We start from the raw sequence: 22,579 nt of genomic DNA, 5'->3' as shown, positions 1-22,579 counted from the left end.
TCATGGTTTTAATATCGTTTTTCTTCTGGCTTGTGGAGGTATTTGTATCTAGGACTTTAGTAGAATCCACCCGGTTGGTGTCGCAAAGACATGTAAATCCACTTGGTATGTTATATGGCGGCTATATGTTACAGTGGGTTGTAGACGTCGGCAGTGTAGCGGCTATGAATTTCGCCGAGGGAGATGTGGTACTTGGGTTTTTAGACAGGATGCATTTTGTCACCCCGGTGAGGGCCGGCGATTTATTAACTTTCAGAGGCTGGGTTGTAAACGTCAGACGGAGTAGTATCTCTGTGTTAGTGGAGTCTTATGTAAAGAGAGGGGGCGAGACTAACTTGGCTACAGTAGGTAGAATGATATTTGTAAAACTTGGGCCTGGAGGAGAGCCTGCGCCTGTGGGGAAGAGGGTGATTTGCGACGTGGGATGGGAGGAGTTGTGTAGTTACTTCCAGAAGTGGAGGTCTGATATAGATGCGGTAGTTGAAGGGGAAGAGCCCGGCGTAGAGGGAGATAGGCATTTAACAAGTAGCTTCTTAGCAATGCCTGAAGACTCTATCGATGGAGTCTTAATGTACGGCGGGAGACTTCTCTATAGACTAGACGAGTTGGCATTTATAGAGGCTTTTCAGTTTTACCCAGCTATATATGTGACAGCTAGCGTCAACAGAATTGTCTTTAGAAGGCCTATCTATGTTGGAGATATTGTCTCTGTTAAAACAGGGGTTACTCACGTTGGCTCTACAAGTCTAGAAATTGGCTTTGTAGTAGAGGCGTTTGGCCAGAGAGGCCGACGGAGAGTTGCCGACGGCTACTTTACTTTTGTCAATATGTCCGAGGGGAAGCCAAGCGAAATTAGGATCCCGCCTAGAGGCGACGAAGCCGCTAGAAGAAGGAAAGAGGAGAGCGTGCAGGAAGCCAGGATGTTGAAGGGGCTTAGACCGCCCGCCGGGGCGGAGCCGTGGCTTCTTCAGCTGGTTAGAGGTTTTCTACGAGGTGGTTAAGGAGCTCCTCAGGCTCATCTTTAAGGGCTGAGGTGTAGTAGAGGCGGACAGCCCCTATGGCTGTCGCAACGTCATCACCCTCGGTCATAAATCCGACTTCTTCTGCGAGATCTCTCTTATTTCCAATTAATATCTTTTTATGTGGCGGGTATTTAGAAACCCAGTTCTCGATTTCCCACAATGCATGTAACGTCGGGGGGTCTACAATACTGTACATATATACAATCAGGTTGAGACGGGTGCCAAAGACTCTTATAGCTTCATAATATTTTTGTGCTACTTCTACGGCGTATTGACCTGGCGTATCTACGAGATACAACTCTCTGTTTCCAACTACTATCTGATAGACGCCGGGTCTCCGGGTAACTCTCGGCATTTTTGCAATCCCGAGTATCCTATAGATATATGTGGTTTTTCCAACTCCGCCGACGCCCATAAAGACAATTGTATTACTCTCCTTCTTTCGAAACATCTGTTATACAGAGGTCTGAGTCTCTATATATAATCTTCCCACTTCGGCCGCATTCTTCGCCTCTGCCCAGGCCTAACGTCTCTGAGATAAGGTCTGCAAATATCCCAAGGGCCCCCATGAAATTTACCCTATATACTCTCTTCGCCAACTCCCGGGCTCTTTTTAAATCTACCTCTCTATGGCATATAATTGCGAAGGAAAACAGCCCATATTTGTCCGCTGGTAGATCGTCTATACGCCCTACCTCAAAGCTGACGTAGAGAGAGGCGGACATAGACTCGCCGATTTTTTCCAGCTCTAGAGGTAGTATTGAGACGCGCTCTTCTTCAAGCGCCAAGACTTCCCAGTGTTCGTCTAATACCACGAGGTCTGCCCCCGTTGCTGCAGATATCTCTGTAGAGAAGCCGCAGGGAAGCCAGCCTGCCACCAGCGCCAGCTCTCCTCTACCTATCTTCGTTGACGCTCTTGCTCTTAGCGGTTGGAAAAGTGCTGTTGCGGCAAAAAGCGCCTCGTGATTTAGTCTAAAGGCTTCGCCAAGGAGATGGGGGATGATTATGTCGTCAAAAACTGCACCGAGTAGACGGCTAGATACAGTAGGTAGCACCTTGTTTGTACGCTTGTATTTATCGCCACGTTTTACAAAATAGCCTAACTCAGCTAATAGTTGATATATCTTTCCCAAGGCATCGTCTACCTTTACTTCGTTCTGCTTTAATAGAAGACGTAGGTAGCGACTTCCGGCGATTCCCGCGTCAAGAGCTGTAGACACGTATCACTAACGTGTAGCTATTAATATACAACTTTTCAACAACACTTTAGCGCGTGTGACGTTTCGTGTTCAACGAATTTGTTCTAGAGATAGTTTGGTTGCCGACTAAGGCGTGGGCGAGGAGAAAGCCCTTAGGCGTAGGGCATGTGGCTATCGTAAGTAAAATATATCGTTAAGCTCTTGTGTTATATAAAATCTCTGTGATATATCTGTGCATTTATTCAGCCGGCGAGGAGATGTCTTGTACTTTAGACTTGGAGATGTGGACATCTCTATAGTGTCTTCCCCCATAGTGGAGGATATCGCCAAGAGGCTAAGAGAGGGCGCTTCTATTGTTATATTGGGGCCTCACGGCGTTGGCAAATCTATTGCAATATTTTCACTTGCCTACTCTGTTGCGGAGAGAGGCGCCGTTGTTATAGACTTGGCGTCTGATACCTCTACTTTTTCAGAGTATATAAAATTGGCTAAGAGGGCAAAATGGGCTTTTGCAATATTTGACGCATTGCCGCCGCAGTTTTATGCAGAGCCTGAAATTTGGGTTGAACACGCCGTCCTTTGGCGAGACAACTGTAGTAAAATAATTGCCAGGGCCGAATATATAAGACAGAGGGGGTTTCCCTCGGCGATTGTATTACCCAGCGAGCTTGCCACTAGATGTAGATCAGAGCTTTCTAGATATGAAAAAGTGGTGGTTAAGCCAAGTCTAGAAGTTGCTAGAGAGATATTTCTTCAAAATAGCGAGGTTTACTGTGGCGACGATTATGCAAATGTCGTAGTGGAGAAGATCTCAGAGTGGGGCGAGGGGTTGGGTTTTATGGCTCTCTATGGGGCGAAGTCTCTTCAATATTGCGACGAGGATCCTGCCGCCGTTGTGAAAGAAGCCAGGCGTGTATATGTGGAGAGACTTAAGTCTTTTATAAAGTCGGTGTATGCCCCTACATGTTCAAGAGGCAGAGTTTTTGTAAATGTATTGGCAAATAGACATCTTCCGTCTCCTATAGTTGCACAATCTATACACTACGACGTAGTGGAGTCTAGAGTTAGGACGTTAGAAAAGCTCCTGGCGCTTATAGACAGAGTCACAGGGCCTCACAAAGAGTATGTAAAAATACTGGCGCTACAATCGGCGGAGGAGTTAAGACGGTTAATGAGACCCACTTGGTATATAAAGGCGCTAGGCACAAAGCTGGGAGAGTTATATAAAGAGGCTCTTCTAAAGGCGGCTGAGGAAGTGCGACGTCTCTGCGGCATAGCTTTACGGGAGATAAATATACGTATGTTAGTAAAGGCTTATGTAATTGCTTACGAGGCCTACGACGACTTAGCCAAGTCGATAGTTGCGCTTGCCTTGGGCAGAAGCCCGTGCCTAGGGAGGATGCGGCGGCTTTGCCAACGTGGCGTATTAAACGAAGCCGTAGTAGAGGCAATTCTAAACCCCTACAGACTGTCGATCGACGTTCCGCCTACAGTAGCGGGGGGGCTTGAGTATTACGCAGGGAGGAGAGCTGAGGAAGTAGAGGAGAGGAGTTGGATTGAGGTGTTAAACACTCTATACGAGGCGGCTGAGAGAGCGAGGGTGGATTTAAGACCGTTTAGAGACTATGTGGAATTGGCGCTAGCCCGCGGAAATTTAATTACGAAAAAACTCGCGATTGCGTTAGTTCAATCCGCCGCCGTGGTGCCAGCTGAGGTTTTAGCAACGGCTTTAAAAGCCGCCGTAGAAATAGGCGAGTCTGTCGAGGAGCTCTTAGAGAGATATATTGAGTCTGTCGGAGACGCCTCTCTCATATACGAGAGGTGCGGGGCCGAGTGTAGAGATATCTTAGTTGAAGTGGCTGTCGCTTCTGCGGCAAAGAAAGCAAAGTCAAGCCCATGTCAAGCGGTGCGGCAGTTGGAAATTGCAGTGGCAGGGGCTGGCTATGAGGAAGTTGTAAGACGGTATAAACCGTCTGAACACTGTATTCAACCTATATAAACTGACTACAGCTTATTGCTGTGGAGAGATATTTGCGTAAGTATGGAGACGCCGCGCTTATAGACGAATTAATAAAGACAACAAATGCACATGGTGAATCACGTCGTAGATTTAATACGGAGGTTGTTGAGTCTCTGGGCAGAATTATAGATCTCGCCGAGAGTTATATAAAAAACGAGACAGATAGGCTTATACTTGTATTGGAAAAGTTAGGGGGCAGAGTGCCCGAGTTTAAACAGCTGGGGCTTGGAGATGTAGAAGAGCGCCTAGCGACTATAGTTAAAGAGGCCGATGTAGTTATAGAGAAGCTTAGAGCTAAGCTTGATGATATAAGAGAGGGTGGGGCGCCCTATCTTACAATAGACGAGCTTTTTGACTTAGTAAAGGAGTTAAACGAGCTTTGGGATATTACAAGTAGATTTGTTAAATTTTATAACCAGATATACAGCGATCTTGCGCCGTTGTTTCTCATTACTTCATAACCTTCGTAATGTTTATAAACCATAACTTGTCTTAAGTCGTGGAGAAGTTCAGAACTATTGTAGGCGAGAGAAAAGAAGAGCCGAAGAGAGAAACCGCTGCCGTGGCTCAAGAGGTTAGAGTAGAGCCGTCGCCAGAGCCCACACCGGCTCAGCCTATACAAACCCCGCCGTCCATGTCTAAGGAAGTGGTTGACGTTGGACAGTTTATGAAGTTTGTAGCGTCTACTATTGCAAAACTGCCGGCGGAGGAGAGGACATTTGTGAGGTTTCTAATCGCGCCTAAAGCCACGCCCATAGTCATGAACGACCGCATGATCGACGTTATTTACAAAAACATTGACCTCCTCGAGGAGCCACATATAGAGGCTTTAAGTAGATCAATGTCGCCCGAGGACTTAGTAAAACTCGCCGAGAAGTTTAACTCCAAGTTGGCTGCGCTTGTAGCTACGCTTGCCGAGAAATGCCGCCCATCTACACCACAGTGATAAATGATAAAAACTGGGACTGTTGCCTTCACTAGTTGTAAAGGTGGTGTTGGAAAAACTACACTCGCCGTAAACACAGCTGCAGCACTACCTATAAACGTTTTGTTGATAGACCTGGGAGGCGGTGCCTCACGTTTTTTTCCGGCGCCTCATATAGAGCTTGAGAAAATCCAGCCTGACATAGAGGCGTATAAAGACGAGAGGACTAAAAACCTCTTCTTAATACCCATAGCGGTAGATCCGGCCTCTATATGGAGGATAGAAAATTGGGAGCAGATATTCAATAATCTGTCTGAGGCCGTCAGGAGAAACATAGTGAAGTATTCTATAGATGCCGTCTTTCTCGATATGTTCCAACTCTCGAGAATAACGCCAATAGAAGTCTTTGGGCTAGATAGGGCAGATATCGTCATATTAGTTGTAGAGGGCTATGAGGACTGTTCTAAGCCTTTGGCGCTTATAAAGAGGTTTTTTGACGCACGGCTCTATATTGTTTTAAATAAACATGAAAGAGGGATTGAATATCAAGGCGCTGTTCTTAAAATACCATTTTCAGCAACTTTAGACTATTACAACAGACGTGGCCAACTATATACAAAGCCTGTGCTTAAACTCGCCGAGTTTCTATTCCAAGAGCTTAAAAGAGTAAACAAGTCACGGTGGTTTGAACAAATATCAACGTAAAATATTTATCAAAATATGTAAATAGATAAGTGGATCTAAAAACATTAGTGGCGTCAGTATTGGCGTCTGTAGTTTCGGCAGACGTCCATACGGTATATGCCCTCGTCTCAGTTGCAAGAGACGAGCTTAGGGAGAAGTTTGAAGTCTCTCTTCCAGCTGTGGAAGAGGCGCTTAGGCAGTTAGTGGATGAGGGATACGCCGCGGAGTATGAAGAGCTGACGCTAGATCTCAAAAAGAGAGTAAAGAAATACGTCATTAGAGATAAGATTAGAGAGCTGGCGCAGCCGCTCCCACCTAAGACACAGCAAATTGCCAAGTTGAAATATGTCACGCCAACTTTCTATTATTTGCTTAATCAACAGAAATAGAGAGCGCGATAAGACGGACATTGGAGCCCCGGCCGGGATTTGAACCCGGGACCTACGGGTGGCTGCCGTAGCCTGCAGCGTCGGCGGACTGGCGGTCCTCCGCCGCTCTGCCGGACTGAGCTACCGGGGCTAGTCTCTTTACTCCGCCTTTATTTAAATTTTTAATTCTGGCCTCTTTAATAATAAAGTAGCCCCACCCGCTGGGATGCCAGTATTTTTCGCCCGCAACTATTTCGACAGATAGCAGGGGGCTTTCAAAAACATATGTTTCATATTCTCCTCCCTCGCCGACGGGGGAGAACCCATATCTCCTACTCGCGGCGATTATTTCTTCTGCTACCTCTGGTGTTACGACAAGGCCCAGGTGTCTGGGCTTTAGCCCCATCGCCATGGCGGCGGTAATTATAAAACGTAATCTCCGCGCCTCTTCCCTCAAGACCTCTTCCTGGTCGCGGCCCCAGAGAGGCGTTATGTGGACAAGGCCGAGTCTTTCGGCTAGGGAGTCTATACGCGATTTTTGATATCTAGACGCCACAGCCCCTGTTACAATACCCTCTATCTTGTGCCGCTCTACTATTACCTTTAGCGATTGGTAAAGTTCTTCTACTTCCCTCTCCTTCTCGCCGCTTACTTCAACTAAATATTGAGACACACCCATGGCCTCTCCATGTAATAGACTCCACCTGATATTTACAGTGTGAAACATATAGGAGTCTGTTCTTTGTGATACGACAGTTATTAAACACGCCACCTCATGTCCATCCTCAAGTGCCTTTAAGAGAGAGTAGTGGCTGTCTTTCCCCCCTGTGTAGAGAACTGCCACCCTCATTTTTTCAACTGGCTAATCACTCTCTCTACATACGCCACAGCCTCGAAAACGCTCCCCAGATTTACTACCTCCTCTTTCCTAAGCCCCGGCCCTCTCACGGCATATGCCAGCCGCTTGGTCTTGGGAAACCATAGGAAGTAGACTTCGTAGCTTCCAACTCTCCCATTTACCCACTCCATTAATCCATTTGCCTCACCACGGCTTTCAACTACATCAAGTCTTTTTGCAATTTCGGCGTTGAAAGTTTCTATAAATTTTAGTAAATCCACGTCGGGAGTTGTAGAGGGGTAAAAATTTTTACTAAAAAGCCCCGTCTTTGAGACATAGGGCAGTCATCTAAGCTTACTACATCTATCTTCTCTTTTCTCAGCCACATTACTCTTCTGCGGCGGACCTCCGAATTTACATATGTTGATGTACGGCGCAAGTATTAGACACATGCTATTTATGAAGTTTTTGAGCTTTGTCCACATAGAGATAACATGTACCGTTTTTTAAAAAGGCTTTTAATTGTGCTTATTTTGCCTAGCTATTATCGCCAATACATGGTAATATAGATCCCACAGATTTTCCTATCTCTTTGACACCCAGCTTGACGTAAGATTTAGGTAGTGTCGCTAGTTGTGACTCTGGCGAGACCAAGCATAAGTGTAAGGCTTGGCCTTTCCAAAGAATTTTTTCTGCCTTTATAAAGCTGTGTTAATACGTCTTCCATATGCCGTCTTTATCTAGGTAAACACTCTTCTCTCGCGATAGTTTTGAAAGCACAGCTCTTACTGTAGTCATTGTAAGCAGTATATTCTCCCCGTTGTGTTCTTTCCCCACCTCTTTTAACAGGCGTATAGAAATCGTAGTTATGTCTGCAGGCAGAAATCTCTTCACTAACGCAACCGCTTTTTCAACCGCAGAACGGTTGAGATCTAGCAGCTGTTCGATTCTCTTCCTACTCCCAATCACTGGGCCGTGGCCGGGCACTAAGATTTCTGGTTGCAACTCTCTTATGTAATCGAGAGAGTGTAGAAAGGCATCTACATCCATTAGATACGGAACTCCATACTTCTCTAAAACTTTCTCTCCAAATATTGCGTCTCCGGCGTAGAGAACGCCATCTATGTAGTAACCAACGTGGCCAAAGGTGTGGCCGGGGAGTGGGACTACCTCAAATGGCCCGATATTATCTCCTGGCCTTACAACTCCACTAACTTTTAAATCGTTGCCTTTATACACGGCATTGTCTATGTATACTCCATGTGTAAAAAATAGACGGGCTCTTACGCTGGCTACAAAGAGCTCCTCTCCCCACGGCGCATAAACCTCGGAGTTTTCTGGAGTCGCTGTGAGGTGGTCTGCATGAAAATGTGTAAGTAAGACAACAGGCGTATTTCCTGTATGGGCTAAAATATCGGCCGCCCTTCCCTCTGGCTGGCCTGGATCGACGACATATCTTCCCACTATGATTGTATTGGGCGACCCCCTGAGAAGTTTTATGCCACTTTTCAGCTCCATAGATATGAGACGTTAACTATATTTATTTTAGAGTAACCGTCTGTTATGACGTTTTCAATCATAGCCACAGATGGGGTAGACGTGGGCGTTGCGGTTTCTTCAAAGTTTGTTGCAGTGGGCGCATTCGTGCCTCATCTCGAGGCGTCTGTTGGCGCAGTTGCGACACAATGTTATGCAAATCCAAAGTTGGGCAAATCTATATTGGCTTTGTTAAAGCAGGGTTTATCTGCCAGAGACGCAGTGGAAAGGGCATTGGCACAGGACCCAGACAGAGAGCAGAGACAGATAGGGGCTGTAGACATTAGAGGAGACGCTTTTGGTTTTACAGGGAGAGAATGTCCGGCTTACGCCGGGCAAATTATCGGAAGCGGATATGTAGTTCTTGGTAATATCTTAGCGGGACCCCAAGTGCTTGAGTCTATGGCTAAGGCTTTTGAAACCCAACGGGGGGAATTGGTAGATAAGCTCCTAGCGGCACTAGAGGCAGGAGAGAGGGCTGGGGGAGATAGAAGAGGTAAACAGTCGGCGGCTGTAGTCGTATTAAGACCCAATGGCGGCTACCTTGGATTAAGCGATATATATGTCGATATTAGAGTAGACGACCATCCAGAGCCTGTCGCTGAGCTCCGACGTATTTTTAAAATATGGGAACTCACGTTGTTAAACAGAGACGACCCAAGAGATGTGGTAAACAAAAGAGATGTGGCGGCGGAGGTTCAAGAGATCTTGAAAAAGCTGGGTTTCTACAGGGGGGAGGTGACAGGCGTGTGGGATGATAGTACAGAAAGGGCGTTTAGAGAGTGGGCTGGGTATGAAAATTTTGAAAACAAGATTAGAGATGACGATAAGATCTGGGGCTCCGTATATCGCTTTCTCAAAGAGCTAGCAAATCGATAGGCAACTCCTCTATATATCTCAGACCCCATTTAAACATCTCTAATTTTACCGCGTGTATATAGACGCCGCTTCTATAAGCCCTGACCAGAGCTTCTGCAAACTTTCTGTCCATCTCCCAGTTCGGCGAAAATACCTTAGCCCTCTTCCTAAACACTAGAAATATAACATGGGCCTCAAAGCCCTCCGTCACTGCTTTTGCAAGCTCTTCCATATGCCGCGCACCTCTTGAAGTTGGGGCGTCTGGAAAAAGCGCTTTGCCGCCAGCTTCAAGCGTGACGCCCTTGACTTCTACAAGAGCCCTCTGGCCATTGGGCCCTCTGAGTAAGAGATCAAACCGCCCCTTTCCAAAGGCTGGCTCATATCTCTCAATTGCATATCCGCGTAGTAAGAATCCGGCCTCTATTAGCCAAGACGTTATTTTATTATGCGTTGCCGAATCTATAAATACAAGTTCGTCGTCTAGTTCTACGGCAGTTAGATAATATTGTGTCTTGCCCCTCTGTTTACGCCTAGCCCATATCATTGCGCCGGGAAATAACAACTCTTGAAGCCTACCTGGGTCATGGATATGTACAAGAGTTTCAACTCCATCTATTTCAGCCAATCCAACAAATCTATTAAGTCTCTTTTTAAAAATCCCCCAGACGTCAGGTTTCTCAATAGGGAAGTACATACGACGGACTCAACTATAATATTTTTATCAAAACTGTGTTAATCCCCATGTCGAGTAAGGCAATATGTAGCTGTTGTTAAACGACGGCCCCTTCCCGCCCCAAGGGGCGGGGCCTATAATGTCACAGAGCCTTTCTTAAAGACCGCGCTAGAGAGACAACCTCACGCTTACAAATACGTCATATATAATGGCGATTTCTCTTCCTACTACTAGCTTTCCTCCAGGACTCGGGTACCTATAGCTTTTCCCATCCCTAGTTGGCTCCGGTTTGGGTTCCCTCCGGCGTTTCCCTTTAGCAATCGTCTGACATACCTGTTGTAGTTATCAAGTTGAAAACGTCTTGAGCTGGAGGCTTCCTATGAAGATGTCTATAAGTGCAAAATTTGTCGGCTTATAGAGCTGTGCGGCTTCTTTATATGAGTCTCGGAGAAATACATATATGGAGATATTCCATAGACGCAGTATGTCATTTGAAAGGCTAAAGGTGCCGTTGCCAGGTATGGAGCTTGGCCACATCAATGTCTATGTTTTTAAGTGTTCAGATGGGTATGTGTTAATAGACGCAGGTCTCGCCACGTATGACGCAGCTCTTGCGCTTATAAGAGGGCTTAAGTCGCTAGGCGTAAAACTTTCAGAGATTTCGAAGGTGTTTATTACACATCTACATGCAGACCATATAACTCTTGTCCAATTTCTATCTGAAGTAGCATCTCCAGATTTTTATATTGGGAAGGAAGAACTAAGAGATACAATAACTTCTTTTGATGAATTCATAAACAAGTACATAGATGAATACAAGAGACACGGAGTTCCAGCCGACATACTTGAGGCTTTTCTTAAGTTACATCCAATGTCTAGGTTTAGAAAGGCGTATGAAGATATATGGAAATTAAATTGGAAGGGTGTTGGCGATGGCGAAAAAGTTGGTTGTGGGCTTGAAGCAGTATGGACGCCCGGCCACACGCCGGGACACACCGTATATGTAACAAAATTTGGAATTTTCACCGGCGACCACGTCTTGCCAAAAATAACGCCAAATATCTCCTGGTATCCACGTCCAGGGTTTAATCCGTTGAAGGAGTATTTGTCTAGTCTAAAAAAAGTCGATTTAAAGACAAGGGGATTTCCGGCGCATGGGGATGAAATCCCTAATTTATCTGCCAGAGTTTCGGAGTTGTTAAAACATCACGAAAGGAGATTAAACGAGATACTAAAGGTATTACAAGAGCCTTTAACTACATATCAAGTTGCTAAAAGGATTAGTTGGGACGCCGGCGCCTTCGACCAATTTAATGCATATAACAAAATCTTTGCCATAGGAGAGGCCCTCAGTCACTTAATCTACCTAGAAGAAGCTGGTGTAATACGGCGCGTGGAGAAAGAGGTAGTATACTGGGTTCGGCTTTAATATTCTGCGGCTTTCTGGGTTTTACCAAGACTATAAAGAGGTGGTGCGGGGGGTGGGATTTGAACCCACGCAGGCCTACGCCACAGGGACCTAAACCCTGCCCCTTTGACCTGGCTCGGGCACCCCCGCCTACTTACTTAATAGGCTGGGAATTAAAATTTTTCCGTGTGTTAAAGGGGGTGTAGGATGTTTAAGACTAAAATTGCTATAATTACCGTAATTGAGACTAAGATAGCAGTTCTTGGGTTTAGTTTAATACGCTCCAACTCTCCCTCTTCACTAAATTTAATAAGACCCGCTGCGACAAAGGGGTTTAGACCTTCGTATTTCCTCCTACGTGCCATAAAGTTCACAACTTTTGCGTTTAAAAATTTGATAACACAAGCCCAACTCTTTAAACCTCGTGCAAGCAGGAAGCGCGGGTGAAAGCTAAAATATCTCTAGGCAGAGGTCTAGGCTTTCAATTTCTCTGTTTTCATAGCCTTTACGAGGTTAGAGAATTTGACCCGTTACTCAGCCCATGCGAGTGTCTTCATGTTCTGACCATTGGGGTGTCATCACATTAAATTGTGAAGTAGAGATTTTAATATTGTGAGCCCCCTGGTTATAAGCGTAGGTTTCATACGCCGATTTATTTCCAAAATAACGTGTTTTTATGAAATTAAAAACGTTGATTCTTGCATATATGAGTCCCCTAACTGAAGGTATATGAGTTTCTGAAAATAGGCATGCTGTTATTGTTTTTAATAGGTGTGGTTGATTTGGCCATATGTATTGGATTGCTATTTTAGCGGGTCTTTTGGGCGGCCTTCTCGGCCCTCTTATCGGCGTAGGAGGGGGCGTGATAATTGTCCCTATGTTAAATCTATCAGGTGTGGTCTTTCAAACTGCAGCGGCGGCAAGTATGTTTTCTATAGTTGTCACATCTGCAGTCGCTGTGTATAATTACAGAAAAATGATCAACTTTAGAGTATTAGCCAGATATATGGCTATATCTCTTTTGGCCGCAGCCATAAGCGCCGTTGTTTCTGTTAAATACTCCGGGCCGTGGATTAAATTAGCATATGGTATTTACCTAATAGCAGTTGGCATGGTGCTTTTAAAAAACGCGAGGCCGCGCAGAAATATACCTTGGCTAGGCCTACTCCTTATATTTATCGGCGGCTTTATCTCTTCTCTTTTTGGAGTCGGAGGAGGCACGATTTTTGTCCCAGCTCTTATATTAATCTCAGGCTTTGACCCCAAGTCAGCCGCCGCTATGAGCATGGGTATTATTTTCCCAACTGCAGTATCTTCAACTACTATATATGCAGCATTAGGTGTGCTTAACCTCCCGTTGGCAGTAGCCATAGCAGTTGGAAGCTTTATAGGCTCCTATACCTCGAGCAGATATATTATGCCGAAGCTAAAGTCTGGGACGGTGAGGAGGCTGTTTGTTATCTACGTGTTTGTAATAGGTATTTACTACCTATGGAGTTATTTTTCCCTGTCCCTGTCTTAAGTTTTCAAATGCCGTCTTTATCCACCTGAGCCAGTCTGTGTACGTCTTATCTCTGCCAATTGTAAAAGGCTCATATACAACATACGAGGTGTCGTTACGAAATATTACAACATATATAGGAGGCGTTTGTGCCACCGGCGCACCCCCCAGCGGCCTATATTGGCCATATGACTGCGCCACAAGTTTTGCAAGTTCAAACGCCTGGTCTACTCTCTGTGTAAAAACCGTGGCGTTTTTAATCTCCCCCTGTAGATAGTCTTGTAGCGTTATTTTGCCATCATAGAGAAGAGAGAGGTATCCTCTTGTCGCGTTGTCTATAGCCCATGGGGCTAAATACACTGTATACCCCTCTGCTGTTTTTAACAACTCGCGTAATACAGCCAATAACTCAGGTCGATTTGCCGTGTTGATTTGATCGCGGTACCCCACTATTACCACCCCCTGCGGGCCGCGTTGAGCTAAAATACCTATTTGTGAGACGTAGTTTAATACGGCTTGTCTCTTGGCTTGGTCTTCCCAATACGGCTTGTACATGGGCTCTTTGCCATAGGCGCCGGTGGCTAGAGTTGCAAAGAGTATACCCATAGTGACGACAAATGCGATTGTGAAGACAAGCCAGTTATTCATAGGCCCCTATTTGACCCACCTATATAAATTTATAAAGTGGTAGATAGCCGGCAACAATCGTGGGGCTCTCATTTTGGCTTAGGGGGAATGTGGGCGCTATGATAATCTCGTGGTTTCTATTCGCGATATCAAGTTCGTTAACTCAGCCCTATATGTCTAAATACCTACATATGTTGGGGGCGTCAGACATCGAGATAGGCCTTGTGAGATCTCTTGGCTCTCTTGCCGTATTGCTTACTATCCTCCCGGGGGGAGTTTTAACAGATGTAGTCGGGAGGAAGAGGTCTATTGTGGTGGGTACGTGGGGGATAGCGATAGTCCAGTTTTTCTACGCCGCGGTTCAAGACTGGAGACAATTTGCCGTTGTATATGTGATAGATTGGGCACTCCATTTTTATCAACCAGCTCTAACAGCAATATTACTTGACTCTCTCCCACCTGATAAAAGGGGCGGGGGCATGATGCTGACTGCAGTCCTCCCACAAGTGCCCTGGCTTTTTCTACCGCCAGTAGGCGGATACCTCTTAGACCACATGGGACTTTTCGGTATGCGTCTATCATTCATAATCTCTGGTCTGATTTCAGTTACAGTAGCTGTATTGCGTATGAGAGCCCTCCAAGAGACTATAGAAATTAAGCCGATAGACGGCAGGAAATTAATCTCAGAAATTCTACAATCTTACCACTTCTGGAGAGGGATGTCTACAATGCCCTCTTTTATCATATATATCACACTTCTAGGGTTTTTAGTCTCGTTTGCCGGAATCTCTCTACAGACTTTTGGCGTGTTATATGCGACAAACGTGATCGGCATAGATAATACGTCTTGGGGAGTTATACAGAGCGCCACAACTGCCGTTGGAATCTTCTTCGGCCTTATCTTAATGCCAGTTATAGACAAGGCGCCTCGTGTAACAGCTCTCTTCTCCGGGCTACTTCTAATGGCTGTGGGCTACTTTATGATTGGAGTTTGGAAAAACGTAGTTTCGTTAGTCACAGCAACTATAATTATAGGGATTGGCGGCGAGATCGCCATGTCTATAAGAAGGGCTTTAGTCGGCGATTATATAACGCCGGAGAATAGGGGGAGGGTTATGGGCGCGACGCTGGCGTTAGAATATTCTGGAGCCATCGCCGGAGGCGTGACTGTGGCTTATATATATTCTATATCTCCTCATCTGGCGTTTATACTCTCAGGCGCGATTTTATCTATTTCTGCACTGCCGTTGATACGTGGAGTTCTACAAGCTCGTTAGTCTTTGGAGTTAACAGAGACAGAATGACTATCGGGCCTGCGGCCGCCCTTGTGACGTCTTTGCAGGTAGCACACGGCCCTCCTGGAGAGGCTGGGCGCCACAAAAGGGGGTTTGCTAGCCTTTGACTATTAAGACGTCTATCGGCGACTCTTGTACAACTCTTGAAGATACGCTACCCATTAAAATACGCCTAATTGTTGAAAGCCCTCTGGCCCCCAGTATTATAAGAGACGCGTTTATCTCTCTTGCGAGTTTCACAATTTCGTGAGCTGGATCGCCTTCAAGTATTTTGCCCTCCGCATTACCACCTAAGGCCTCTAAGGCCTCTTTTATTAATTGTTCGGCTTTCTCTCTCAAACTTGTTAATACTGTAGGCGAGGAAAACATGTCGGAGAGAGATAATATCGCCGTGTCTATTACATGTACAACATAGATCTTAGATCCAAATTTCTCTGCGAGGACTTTCGCCTTTTGAAGGGCCTTTTTGGCTTGAGGAGAGCCGTCATATCCTACCACGATTTTTTCCATGTTAATAAATGACACCAGGTTAATATATGTTCTCTCTGGAATTTGTCTTTTCTTAAAAATTTAAGTTGTTATAGGGATTAAACTTGTTAAAACTAATCTGCGCTTGGTCTATGCTCTTCTGGGATACCGTATTCTATAAGACTTCTTAATACAGACTGCTCAGACACCAAGTCTCTAATTGAGATCACTCCGAAGAGTTTTCCACCTTTTGTAACAACAACGTGGCGTATATTGTGTTCGCGCATTATTTTTGCCACATTCCAGATAGGCTCGTCGCCCTCTATTGTAATTACTGGAGAAGTCATTATCTCTTTGGCCGGTAAATTCACATCAATGTTATTAGCTACCGCTCTTACAATATCACGCTCAGATACAACGCCGACTACTACATCTGGTTGTGATTTATCCACTATAACCACCAGACCTATTTTTTTCTCCGCCATAATTCTGGCAATATCTTTAATCTTTGTGTCTGGAGTTGCCGTTATAGGCGGCTTCCTAGCTAAGATTTCTGCTTTCATAACCAACACGCGATTTTGTTAAATAAATCTATCGGAAATTATATATCATTATACTAGCTCATACAGAGAGCAAGGCCTAATGCGTCTCTAAACACGTCTGGATGGTTTTAAGATAATGGTAGCCCGGCCGGGATTCGAACCCGGGCCACGGGTTGTGGGTGCCTCCGGCACTGTCCAGAGCCCCGCATCCCAAGCCGGGTTATCCTTTGGCCGCTAGACGACCGGGCTCGGGTTATACACTATTTTCCACTTTTAAAATTTTTCTTAAGACCAATAATTGGCGGATCTTGAGGTGCAGGAAAATTTATATTTACAACCATTCTAGATATATATGGAGCGACGTATCTCTATAACTGTTTCAACTCCGTATCTTGTAGAGTATGTATATAGACGAATATCCGGAGAGCTAAGGGCAAGAGGGGTGTCCAGTAGTATATATACAGAAGGCGTTACTATAAAGATATTATCTGTAGAAGGTGTAGAACGTATAGTGTGGGATATAGTAAAGACGTCCCCAATGGCGGTTTTTACAAGTATAGATTTTAAATAGGGGCTTAGTATCTTTTGTGCCTGTTTTATCTAAGCCTTGCATATTTGCAGGGTCTTGTCCAGGCGATTTAGGTGATACAGAAGTTCTATGGTTCGGGAGTCAACTCTGTGTTTCAAAAGCGTCAAGTATAGTCAAGGTTTTCGGTGCTTTAGAAACTGCGTTGAGTTATATAAATGCAGCTGCCGTCGTTTGCAGAAGACAGAGGAAGTGTCTCCTGAGGGCTTATTGGTCTTTGTTTAACCTCGGGTTCTATCTCTCAACTGGTGCGGAGAGGTACTATAAGAAAAGTCTCTACATGTTGAGAAAAGCTCTTAGATGTCTCTACCCACTTCTGCCAGACACGCCAGTGGGTTGGCTTGTGTGTATAGATGAATGTTGTACAGTCATCAATAACGCGAGGGTTTGGGTCCGGTGGGCGGAGAGGCGGCTTGCCGCAGTTGAGGAGGGAAGAGAAGCTATCTTTATTCTAAACCACTTGGGAAACCTCTTGTTTGAACTAATGAGAACTTGCAAACACGGCGTTTGGACAAAAGGGAGGTATTATGTCATAGAGCCAGAAAACGAAATACATACACCCCCGTTGGCGTAAAGTATAAAAAGTGAATGCTTGAAATAGGCGAGGGCCGGTAGTCTAGCGGAAGGATGCCCAGGGGCTAGGCCCCGCATAGGCCTTGCACGCGGGTGATCCCGGGTTCGAATCCCGGCCGGTCCACCATCTTAATACCTCACTCCTCCAAATACTTTCTTTAAAATTTCGTAAAACTCTTCTGTTTCGTCGAGCTTATATAGCTTGGCATAGACGGCATCTAGTCTCTCGCGGAGAATTTTAAGCTCAACTGAAGCCACTAGAACTCTGGTCTGTAACACGGCGTCTGGATTGACTGAAATACTGTCTATGCCTGCTCTCACAAGGAATTCCACAAGTTGTGGATATACAGAGGGTCCCTGTCCGCATATAGACACTGTGCGGCCCATCTTATGCGCCCTCTTTATAATATCATAAATCGCCCTTAACACTGGCGCCTCTCTCTCATCAAAGTACTTGGGGTTGATACGTACTAAGAAGTCGTTGTCTCTATCAACGCCAAGTACTAATTGTGTAAGATCGTTAGAGCCTATGGAGAAGCCGTCGAAATATTGAGAGAACTCCTCTACCATAAAGGCGATTGAGGGCACCTCTGCCATGGCCCACACTTTGAAATCGCGGTCGCGGTAGAGCCCCTCTTCTTCGAGAAGCCTAGCAAATTTCTCTGCCTCCCATACTGTTCTAACAAAAGGCGCCATTACCCATATGTTATTGAGGCCCATCTCCTCTCTGGCTTTTTTCACCGCCTTAAGCTCTAGTCTAAACGCCTTTTCATATTGTGGAGAGACGTAGCGCGATACGCCACGCCATCCAAGCATCGGGTTGCGCTCTTCGGGCTCGAACTTCTCGCCGCCTTCAAGACCCCTATATTCATTGGTCTTAAAGTCGCTGAATCTCACAACGACGGGCCTTGGATATATTGCCGAGGCTACTTTAGCTATGCCATCGGCCATCTTGTTGATAAACTTATCCTCCTTCCCTATTGACAACAGATAAAGCGGGTGTTGGCCTATCCAACTAGAGATTACAAACTCGATTCTCATAAGGCCAATCCCGTCAAATGGCAGATCTTTATATTCATCTATTTTATCAGGCTCTCCCAAGTTCATATACACCTTAGTACCTGTAGGTATTGCGCGGTAGATGTGGAAAATTATCTCCCGTGGTGGAGCGGCCGTAGTTACAGCCGGTTTTTCCTCAGCTTTTTCAACTACTGCCCCGGCTAGTACAACGCCTCTACTGCCATCTACGGTATATATTTCACCATCTTTTAAAACAGATGTCGCATTGCCTGTGCCCACAACGGCAGGGATGCCGAGTTCTCTACTTACAATTGCAGCGTGTGAAGTCCTCCCGCCTTCGTCGGTAACAATTGCGGCCGCGAGACGCATGTAGGGCACCCAGTCTGGATCGGTCATTTTTGTAACTAAGATGTCGCCCTTCTTTAGCTTCTTCTTTGCGTCCTCGAGAGTGAGACATATTTTAGCGGCACCTACGGCCACGCCTGGGCTAGCTGCAATACCTCTCACAACTACAGTTCCGGCCGGCGTTACCTCCTCCTTTTTCGCTTCAGTCTGTTTTCTAGACCAGACGGTCTCCGGCCTTACCTGGAGTATATAGAGGTTCTGCGGAAAGACCATATCGGCGTCTACGGCGAATTCTATATCTACAGGATAGCCATAGTGTTGTTCCAACACTATAGCCATCTTTGCCAATTCTATAACCTCTTCGTCTGTAAGCGCAGGCGCCTGTGCCTTCTCAAGCGGGAGCTCTACCTCTTTTGTAAGGCCCCCCTCATCTCTTACTACGGCAATTTTCTTTGTAGAAATCCTTTTCTCAACTATCTTCATAGTAGACTTATCAACTATGTATTCATCTGGCGTTACAACGCCTCTTACTACTCCCTCGCCGAGACCCCAACTTGCCTCAATAACTACCTTAGACCTATCGCCATTTGTTGGATCAAGTGTAAATATAACGCCAGCAGATCTCGCGTTGACAAGCTTCTGAATTACTACAGCCATTAGGCTCTTTTCATGAGGTATCCCCATTTTCTCACGGTAGTACAACGCACGAGCTGTGTAAAGAGAACTCCACACTTTTTTCACATATGTTATGACGTTTTCTACCCCCCGCACGTTAAGATAGGTGTCTTGTTGGCCTGCGAAAGAGGCTTCAGGGATGTCTTCAGCAGTGGCCGAGCTTCTTACAGCTACAGCTACGTTCTTTACGCCAGTAATTTCACAAAGCTTTAAATAAGCGCTGGCGATTTCTCTCTCTAAATCGGTGGGCAACGGAGCGCTTTCAACTAACTTACGTATTTCAACACTTGCCCGCTCATATTCCTCGGGATTTCCGCTGGTAATAAATTCGGAGAGAACGCTCTTAATTTTCTCCTTGAGATTTGTTACTTCAAGAAAGTAGCGGAATGCCTCTGAAGTCACTATAAACCCCGGCGGCACTTGTACAAGACGTGCCACCTCGCCGAGATTCGCGCCCTTTCCGCCTACTAGTAAGATATCATTTTTACTAACCTCATTTATCCATTTAATAAACTGCATAGTGGCGAGTATACCCAGTTATATAAGTATAACTCAGTATATATATCTAAATACTATAATTATATATCATAATATTTATATGTGAAATGAGAAAATAGACTAAGATAAACAGTGTTATACAATTTTGAACCGGAGTTTATTTAATGAAACATACTTTTTATAAATCGAGCGAAAAACTGCACGAGACCTAGGCGGCTTTGCAGAAGTAATAACCTTAGTTAGCTTCCTCCCGCAGTATATACACCTACGTAAAACGCCGCTGTACATTAGGTAGTCTACTCCGCAGTAGAGACATCTGCCGATTTCTGGCACATAGCCAACTTCACCAACTTCTATTGTAACCCACCCGCCTTTTAAAACTACGCCATCTACATATGGCGCAAATACGCCAACTTTATCTAAGTCAGTCGCCACAAGGACGTCAAAAGATTTTCGAGCTTTCTCCGCAATTGTACGGACGGCGTTAAGTAAATCGCTTACATCTCTAGGCTCAAGAAGCACAAATTTCACGCCGTTCCGGTAGTCCCCAACCGCATAGTCGAGCTCCTCCAATACGCCGTCTGCCCCACCTGCAAAAGCTGCATCTACGCCATCTTCTCCCAACTCCCTACTTATGAATACCTTTGTGCCAGTCTGCTTTACAATCCTCACAGAAGTTGCAATAGACATAAGCCGCGCCACTACTGGGTCACAGTCGCCGAATGGCTCTCCGAGGGCCACTGGCGTCCCATCGATAGGTGACTTAGAACACAGCCAAGACCCTGCGAACACAGCTACGGGAGGCCCCCTTACATACGCTAAGAGCATAGCTTTAAAAACATGGAATAAATAAAACGTGATTCTGTTAGCAAGACTATTTGAGGGTTCAAACAACGGCATGGCATATGCCGTAGCCCCTGTGGAGGATAAATATCGGATAGTGCCAACGCGAAACCCGCTGGCAGACGCGGCGGCGTTGGCAGAAAAGGGCAAACAGTTTTTAGTACTCTATAGCCTCTCGACACCTACCTTTGTAGAACATTGGCGCGAAATTTTAGAGGTAGCCTCTAGGTATCCAGTAGTAGTCGGTGGCCCGCATGCGGTAGGTGACCCGCTTACGTTATTAAAACTCGGCGTTAAATATGTGGTAGTTGGCGATGGAGAAGTTGCCCTCCCGGCTATTATAGAGAGAGAGGTTAACGCTGGGAGGGATATACCGCCGAATACAGTAATGTTTATAGACGGGAGGCCTAGAGCGGGTCGCCGCCTCTATGCGGAACTCATCTATAAGACATATAGCAAATCGTTGGGGATATACCCGCCGATTGAAATAATGAGGTCTTGCGCATATAGATGCGCCTTTTGCCAGACCTGGGCGCAAGGCCCCCTCCGCTTCAGGCCACTGGAAAATGTCGTAGAGCTAGCTAAGGCTTATGTATCTACCGGCCATAGAGAGATCAGGTTTATAGCACCGGTGGGCTTTCTCTACGGGTCGTCGGACGGCAGAACTCCTAACCCAGACGCATTAGCGAGCTTGCTCAAGTCGATTAGAGAGACTGGCGGAGTACCATATCTCGGAACTTTTCCCTCGGAGACTAGGCCAGAGACTGTGACACGAGACATTCTCAAGGCGATTAGGCCATATGTTGCAAACCGCCGTATTTCTTTCGGCCTACAGACCGCTTCTGAGAAACTGTTAAAGTTAACAAAAAGGGGTCACGACATCGCCACAGTTGAGGAGGCGGTTAAAACTGCGGTTTCAATGGGCTTTAAGCCAGTGGTAGATGTAATAGGGGGGCTGCCAGGCGAGGATGAAGATGATGTCGTAGAGACAGTGAGAGAGATGGAGAAGCTGATCGCCATGGGAGCAAACATCCGCATGCATTATTACATACCCCTTCCTGGCACACCGCTGTGGGGCCGCCGCCCCGCACCGCCACACCCACTTTATGAACAATTCATAAAGAGACATAGGAGGAAGGTGGAGGGCTACTGGAGGGAGCAGATAGAGCTCAGCAAGAGGATAGTGGAGACGTATAGAGAACTCGACGCTTACCTACGCGTGCGCACGACGCCGAGCTCCACGGCCAGCTGAAGATACCAGAGGGCGATCCTCCGCGCCAGAAGCCATGTAGCGGTTTCAGCCGGCGCTCTTACGACCTCGGCGGCTACATCAACGGCGATTTTGTTGACTATTTCATTGGCAAGTCTCTCCACTGCCTCCTCCGCCGAGAGCCCTGCAAGTTCTTTGACGCGTTCCAGTGTAGAAGAGGTGGGGAACACTTTGTCTATCCACTCGCTCAGCCCCCTCTCATCTAGTCGTCTAAAATACTCTAGGACAAGTTCGTCAATACTGTTGGTACTGATATCCATATTGTTCATAATATCTTCTAAGAGCTTCTTCTCGTCTCTTCTCTCTAAGCTCTGTAAGTCCAGTATCTATAAGTTTCCCTCCGATAAGGCCTATGGCCAGTAGAAGAACGCCTCTCAATACTCCTACGCCCACTTGATACGGGTCGGGCATCCCCGAGATTTTCACTTGGCCTATTAGAGGCGCTGTTACGTTTAATGTCGTCTTAGGCACACTTGTGAAATAAAGCAGAAACGCGTTGGCTATTGCAAAAGCTACTAACGCAACACCCACTCCAATAAATACAAAAGCCCACTTCACCATTTCTATGTACAGACACCTATATATACATTGATATCTACTCGGCGAAAACCTTTTAAACAAGCCAACAGAGCGATAACTACCTGGAGGACGACCTCGGAGTGACTAGAGACAGAGCCGGATGTCACACCACGGTGACATTTACAATCATCGCCGCCAGAATCCTAACCAATACGTGTATTTTCCCCTATTCTTGCAAATCCCAGAAAAAGAAGAACGCAGAACACTCCTAATAGCGACAGAAGAA

The 22,579-nt window shown here is 45.9% G+C and carries 27 protein-coding genes, 4 tRNA genes and 1 pseudogene; 14 read left to right on the top strand and 18 right to left on the bottom strand.

Annotation, left to right across the window (positions count from 1 at the left end):
* Nucleotides 1–32 precede the first annotated feature (32 nt).
* Nucleotides 33–1,001, top strand: a complete 969-nt coding sequence (locus tag ACZ49R_RS10545; protein WP_464733068.1) for an acyl-CoA thioesterase — start codon at nt 33–35, stop codon at nt 999–1,001.
* On the opposite strand, the gene ACZ49R_RS10540 is transcribed toward ACZ49R_RS10545, so the two are convergent.
* Nucleotides 976–1,473, bottom strand: a complete 498-nt coding sequence (locus ACZ49R_RS10540) for a Rab family GTPase (protein ID WP_464733067.1) — start codon at nt 1,471–1,473, stop codon at nt 976–978. The genes ACZ49R_RS10545 and ACZ49R_RS10540 overlap by 26 nt on opposite strands.
* Nucleotides 1,451–2,242, bottom strand: a complete 792-nt coding sequence (locus ACZ49R_RS10535) for a hypothetical protein (RefSeq protein WP_464733066.1) — start codon at nt 2,240–2,242, stop codon at nt 1,451–1,453. Before ACZ49R_RS10535 ends, ACZ49R_RS10540 begins: the two co-directional genes overlap by 23 nt.
* A gap of 211 nt (nt 2,243–2,453) precedes the next feature.
* Here ACZ49R_RS10535 and ACZ49R_RS10530 point away from each other — a divergent pair, with 211 nt between their 5' ends.
* The 5 genes from ACZ49R_RS10530 to ACZ49R_RS10510 are packed head-to-tail and all read left to right on the top strand — an operon-like array spanning nt 2,454 to nt 6,239.
* Complete coding sequence (locus ACZ49R_RS10530) at nt 2,454–4,220, top strand: ATP-binding protein (protein WP_464733065.1); 1,767 nt, start codon at nt 2,454–2,456, stop codon at nt 4,218–4,220.
* 20 nt (nt 4,221–4,240) lie between these two features.
* Nucleotides 4,241–4,702: a hypothetical protein gene (locus ACZ49R_RS10525; protein WP_464733064.1), complete on the top strand. Its 462-nt coding sequence runs from the start codon at nt 4,241–4,243 to the stop codon at nt 4,700–4,702.
* Between the two features lie 38 nt (nt 4,703–4,740).
* Nucleotides 4,741–5,187 (top strand): hypothetical protein, encoded by a 447-nt coding sequence (locus tag ACZ49R_RS10520; RefSeq protein ID WP_464733063.1) that lies wholly within the window; start codon nt 4,741–4,743, stop codon nt 5,185–5,187.
* Nucleotides 5,188–5,190: 3 nt separating this feature from the next.
* Nucleotides 5,191–5,871: a nucleotide-binding protein gene (locus ACZ49R_RS10515; RefSeq protein WP_464733062.1), complete on the top strand. Its 681-nt coding sequence runs from the start codon at nt 5,191–5,193 to the stop codon at nt 5,869–5,871.
* A 29-nt stretch (nt 5,872–5,900) separates the two neighbouring features.
* Entirely contained in the window at nt 5,901–6,239 is a 339-nt protein-coding gene (locus ACZ49R_RS10510) for a hypothetical protein (protein WP_464733061.1), read from the top strand.
* A gap of 21 nt (nt 6,240–6,260) precedes the next feature.
* Here the strand turns inward: ACZ49R_RS10510 and ACZ49R_RS10505 are convergent.
* The 5 genes and pseudogenes from ACZ49R_RS10505 to ACZ49R_RS10485 form a co-directional block, all read right to left on the bottom strand.
* Nucleotides 6,261–6,369 (bottom strand) — tRNA-Cys (locus ACZ49R_RS10505).
* A 96-nt stretch (nt 6,370–6,465) separates the two neighbouring features.
* Nucleotides 6,466–7,068: pseudogene (locus ACZ49R_RS10500) on the bottom strand (diphthine--ammonia ligase); the annotation flags it as partial.
* Complete coding sequence (locus ACZ49R_RS10495) at nt 7,065–7,337, bottom strand: hypothetical protein (protein ID WP_464733060.1); 273 nt, start codon at nt 7,335–7,337, stop codon at nt 7,065–7,067. The pseudogene ACZ49R_RS10500 and the gene ACZ49R_RS10495, both read right to left, overlap by 4 nt.
* Before the next feature lie 63 nt (nt 7,338–7,400).
* Nucleotides 7,401–7,541 (bottom strand): hypothetical protein, encoded by a 141-nt coding sequence (locus tag ACZ49R_RS10490; RefSeq protein WP_167827685.1) that lies wholly within the window; start codon nt 7,539–7,541, stop codon nt 7,401–7,403.
* Between the two features lie 226 nt (nt 7,542–7,767).
* Nucleotides 7,768–8,574, bottom strand: a complete 807-nt coding sequence (locus ACZ49R_RS10485) for an MBL fold metallo-hydrolase (protein ID WP_464733059.1) — start codon at nt 8,572–8,574, stop codon at nt 7,768–7,770.
* 45 nt (nt 8,575–8,619) lie between these two features.
* On the opposite strand from ACZ49R_RS10485, the gene ACZ49R_RS10480 reads away from it, so the two are divergent.
* Nucleotides 8,620–9,471 carry a DUF1028 domain-containing protein gene (locus ACZ49R_RS10480; protein WP_464733058.1) on the top strand — a complete coding sequence of 284 codons (852 nt, stop codon included), beginning with the start codon at nt 8,620–8,622 and terminating at the stop codon, nt 9,469–9,471.
* Here ACZ49R_RS10480 and sfsA read toward each other — a convergent pair.
* Nucleotides 9,449–10,144 (bottom strand): DNA/RNA nuclease SfsA, encoded by a 696-nt coding sequence (gene sfsA, locus ACZ49R_RS10475; RefSeq protein WP_464733057.1) that lies wholly within the window; start codon nt 10,142–10,144, stop codon nt 9,449–9,451. The genes ACZ49R_RS10480 and sfsA overlap by 23 nt on opposite strands.
* Before the next feature lie 463 nt (nt 10,145–10,607).
* Between sfsA and ACZ49R_RS10470 the strand changes: the two genes are divergently transcribed.
* A complete protein-coding gene (locus ACZ49R_RS10470; RefSeq protein ID WP_464733056.1) occupies nt 10,608–11,552 on the top strand; it encodes an MBL fold metallo-hydrolase in 945 nt (314 codons plus the stop codon).
* A 41-nt stretch (nt 11,553–11,593) separates the two neighbouring features.
* Here ACZ49R_RS10470 and ACZ49R_RS10465 read toward each other — a convergent pair.
* Together ACZ49R_RS10465 and ACZ49R_RS10460 are read right to left on the bottom strand one after the other, a co-directional pair.
* Nucleotides 11,594–11,681: transfer RNA gene (locus ACZ49R_RS10465), tRNA-Leu, on the bottom strand.
* Nucleotides 11,682–11,722: 41 nt separating this feature from the next.
* Nucleotides 11,723–11,896, bottom strand: coding sequence for a preprotein translocase subunit Sec61beta (locus ACZ49R_RS10460; RefSeq protein ID WP_011763602.1), 174 nt, complete (start codon nt 11,894–11,896; stop codon nt 11,723–11,725).
* Between the two features lie 425 nt (nt 11,897–12,321).
* Here ACZ49R_RS10460 and ACZ49R_RS10455 point away from each other — a divergent pair, with 425 nt between their 5' ends.
* Nucleotides 12,322–13,053, top strand: coding sequence for a sulfite exporter TauE/SafE family protein (locus tag ACZ49R_RS10455; RefSeq protein WP_464733055.1), 732 nt, complete (start codon nt 12,322–12,324; stop codon nt 13,051–13,053).
* On the opposite strand, the gene ACZ49R_RS10450 is transcribed toward ACZ49R_RS10455, so the two are convergent.
* A complete protein-coding gene (locus ACZ49R_RS10450) occupies nt 13,021–13,680 on the bottom strand; it encodes a hypothetical protein (RefSeq protein WP_464733054.1) in 660 nt (219 codons plus the stop codon). The two genes, ACZ49R_RS10455 and ACZ49R_RS10450, sit on opposite strands and share 33 nt — an antisense overlap.
* Nucleotides 13,681–13,739: 59 nt before the next feature.
* Here ACZ49R_RS10450 and ACZ49R_RS10445 point away from each other — a divergent pair, with 59 nt between their 5' ends.
* Entirely contained in the window at nt 13,740–14,936 is a 1,197-nt protein-coding gene (locus tag ACZ49R_RS10445; protein WP_464733053.1) for an MFS transporter, read from the top strand.
* 114 nt (nt 14,937–15,050) lie between these two features.
* Here the strand turns inward: ACZ49R_RS10445 and ACZ49R_RS10440 are convergent, their stop codons facing one another.
* From ACZ49R_RS10440 to ACZ49R_RS10430, 3 genes are all read right to left on the bottom strand, one after another.
* A complete protein-coding gene (locus tag ACZ49R_RS10440) occupies nt 15,051–15,464 on the bottom strand; it encodes a universal stress protein (protein ID WP_011763606.1) in 414 nt (137 codons plus the stop codon).
* A gap of 92 nt (nt 15,465–15,556) precedes the next feature.
* Nucleotides 15,557–15,985, bottom strand: a complete 429-nt coding sequence (locus ACZ49R_RS10435) for a CBS domain-containing protein (RefSeq protein ID WP_464733052.1) — start codon at nt 15,983–15,985, stop codon at nt 15,557–15,559.
* Between the two features lie 116 nt (nt 15,986–16,101).
* Nucleotides 16,102–16,213: transfer RNA gene (locus ACZ49R_RS10430), tRNA-Gln, on the bottom strand.
* 103 nt (nt 16,214–16,316) lie between these two features.
* Here ACZ49R_RS10430 and ACZ49R_RS10425 point away from each other — a divergent pair.
* The 3 genes from ACZ49R_RS10425 (at nt 16,317) to ACZ49R_RS10415 (ending at nt 17,250) form a co-directional block, all read left to right on the top strand.
* The gene (locus ACZ49R_RS10425) at nt 16,317–16,535 is read left to right on the top strand and encodes a hypothetical protein (RefSeq protein ID WP_464733051.1); all 219 of its coding nucleotides are present in this window, start codon (nt 16,317–16,319) and stop codon (nt 16,533–16,535) included.
* A 16-nt stretch (nt 16,536–16,551) separates the two neighbouring features.
* Complete coding sequence (locus ACZ49R_RS10420; RefSeq protein WP_464733050.1) at nt 16,552–17,124, top strand: ATP:cob(I)alamin adenosyltransferase; 573 nt, start codon at nt 16,552–16,554, stop codon at nt 17,122–17,124.
* A 31-nt stretch (nt 17,125–17,155) separates the two neighbouring features.
* A tRNA-Ala gene (locus tag ACZ49R_RS10415) sits at nt 17,156–17,250 on the top strand.
* A 2-nt stretch (nt 17,251–17,252) separates the two neighbouring features.
* Here the strand turns inward: ACZ49R_RS10415 and ppsA are convergent.
* Together ppsA and ACZ49R_RS10405 are read right to left on the bottom strand one after the other, a co-directional pair.
* Nucleotides 17,253–19,682, bottom strand: a complete 2,430-nt coding sequence (gene ppsA / locus ACZ49R_RS10410; protein WP_464733049.1) for a phosphoenolpyruvate synthase — start codon at nt 19,680–19,682, stop codon at nt 17,253–17,255.
* A 114-nt stretch (nt 19,683–19,796) separates the two neighbouring features.
* Nucleotides 19,797–20,489: a hypothetical protein gene (locus ACZ49R_RS10405; protein ID WP_464733048.1), complete on the bottom strand. Its 693-nt coding sequence runs from the start codon at nt 20,487–20,489 to the stop codon at nt 19,797–19,799.
* 28 nt (nt 20,490–20,517) lie between these two features.
* Between ACZ49R_RS10405 and ACZ49R_RS10400 the strand changes: the two genes are divergently transcribed.
* A complete protein-coding gene (locus ACZ49R_RS10400; RefSeq protein ID WP_464733047.1) occupies nt 20,518–21,756 on the top strand; it encodes a TIGR04013 family B12-binding domain/radical SAM domain-containing protein in 1,239 nt (412 codons plus the stop codon).
* Here ACZ49R_RS10400 and ACZ49R_RS10395 read toward each other — a convergent pair.
* On the bottom strand, nt 21,714–22,034 hold the full coding sequence (locus ACZ49R_RS10395) for a hypothetical protein (protein ID WP_464733046.1): 321 nt from the start codon (nt 22,032–22,034) through the stop codon (nt 21,714–21,716). The genes ACZ49R_RS10400 and ACZ49R_RS10395 overlap by 43 nt on opposite strands.
* Nucleotides 22,009–22,335 carry a hypothetical protein gene (locus tag ACZ49R_RS10390; RefSeq protein WP_011763614.1) on the bottom strand — a complete coding sequence of 109 codons (327 nt, stop codon included), beginning with the start codon at nt 22,333–22,335 and terminating at the stop codon, nt 22,009–22,011. Before ACZ49R_RS10390 ends, ACZ49R_RS10395 begins: the two co-directional genes overlap by 26 nt.
* Nucleotides 22,336–22,579 lie beyond the last annotated feature (244 nt).

It is taken from the genome of Pyrobaculum organotrophum (assembly GCF_055384425.1).
The sequence above is the reverse complement of the archived record's forward strand: the minus strand, read 5'-3'. Positions and strand labels throughout refer to the sequence as shown.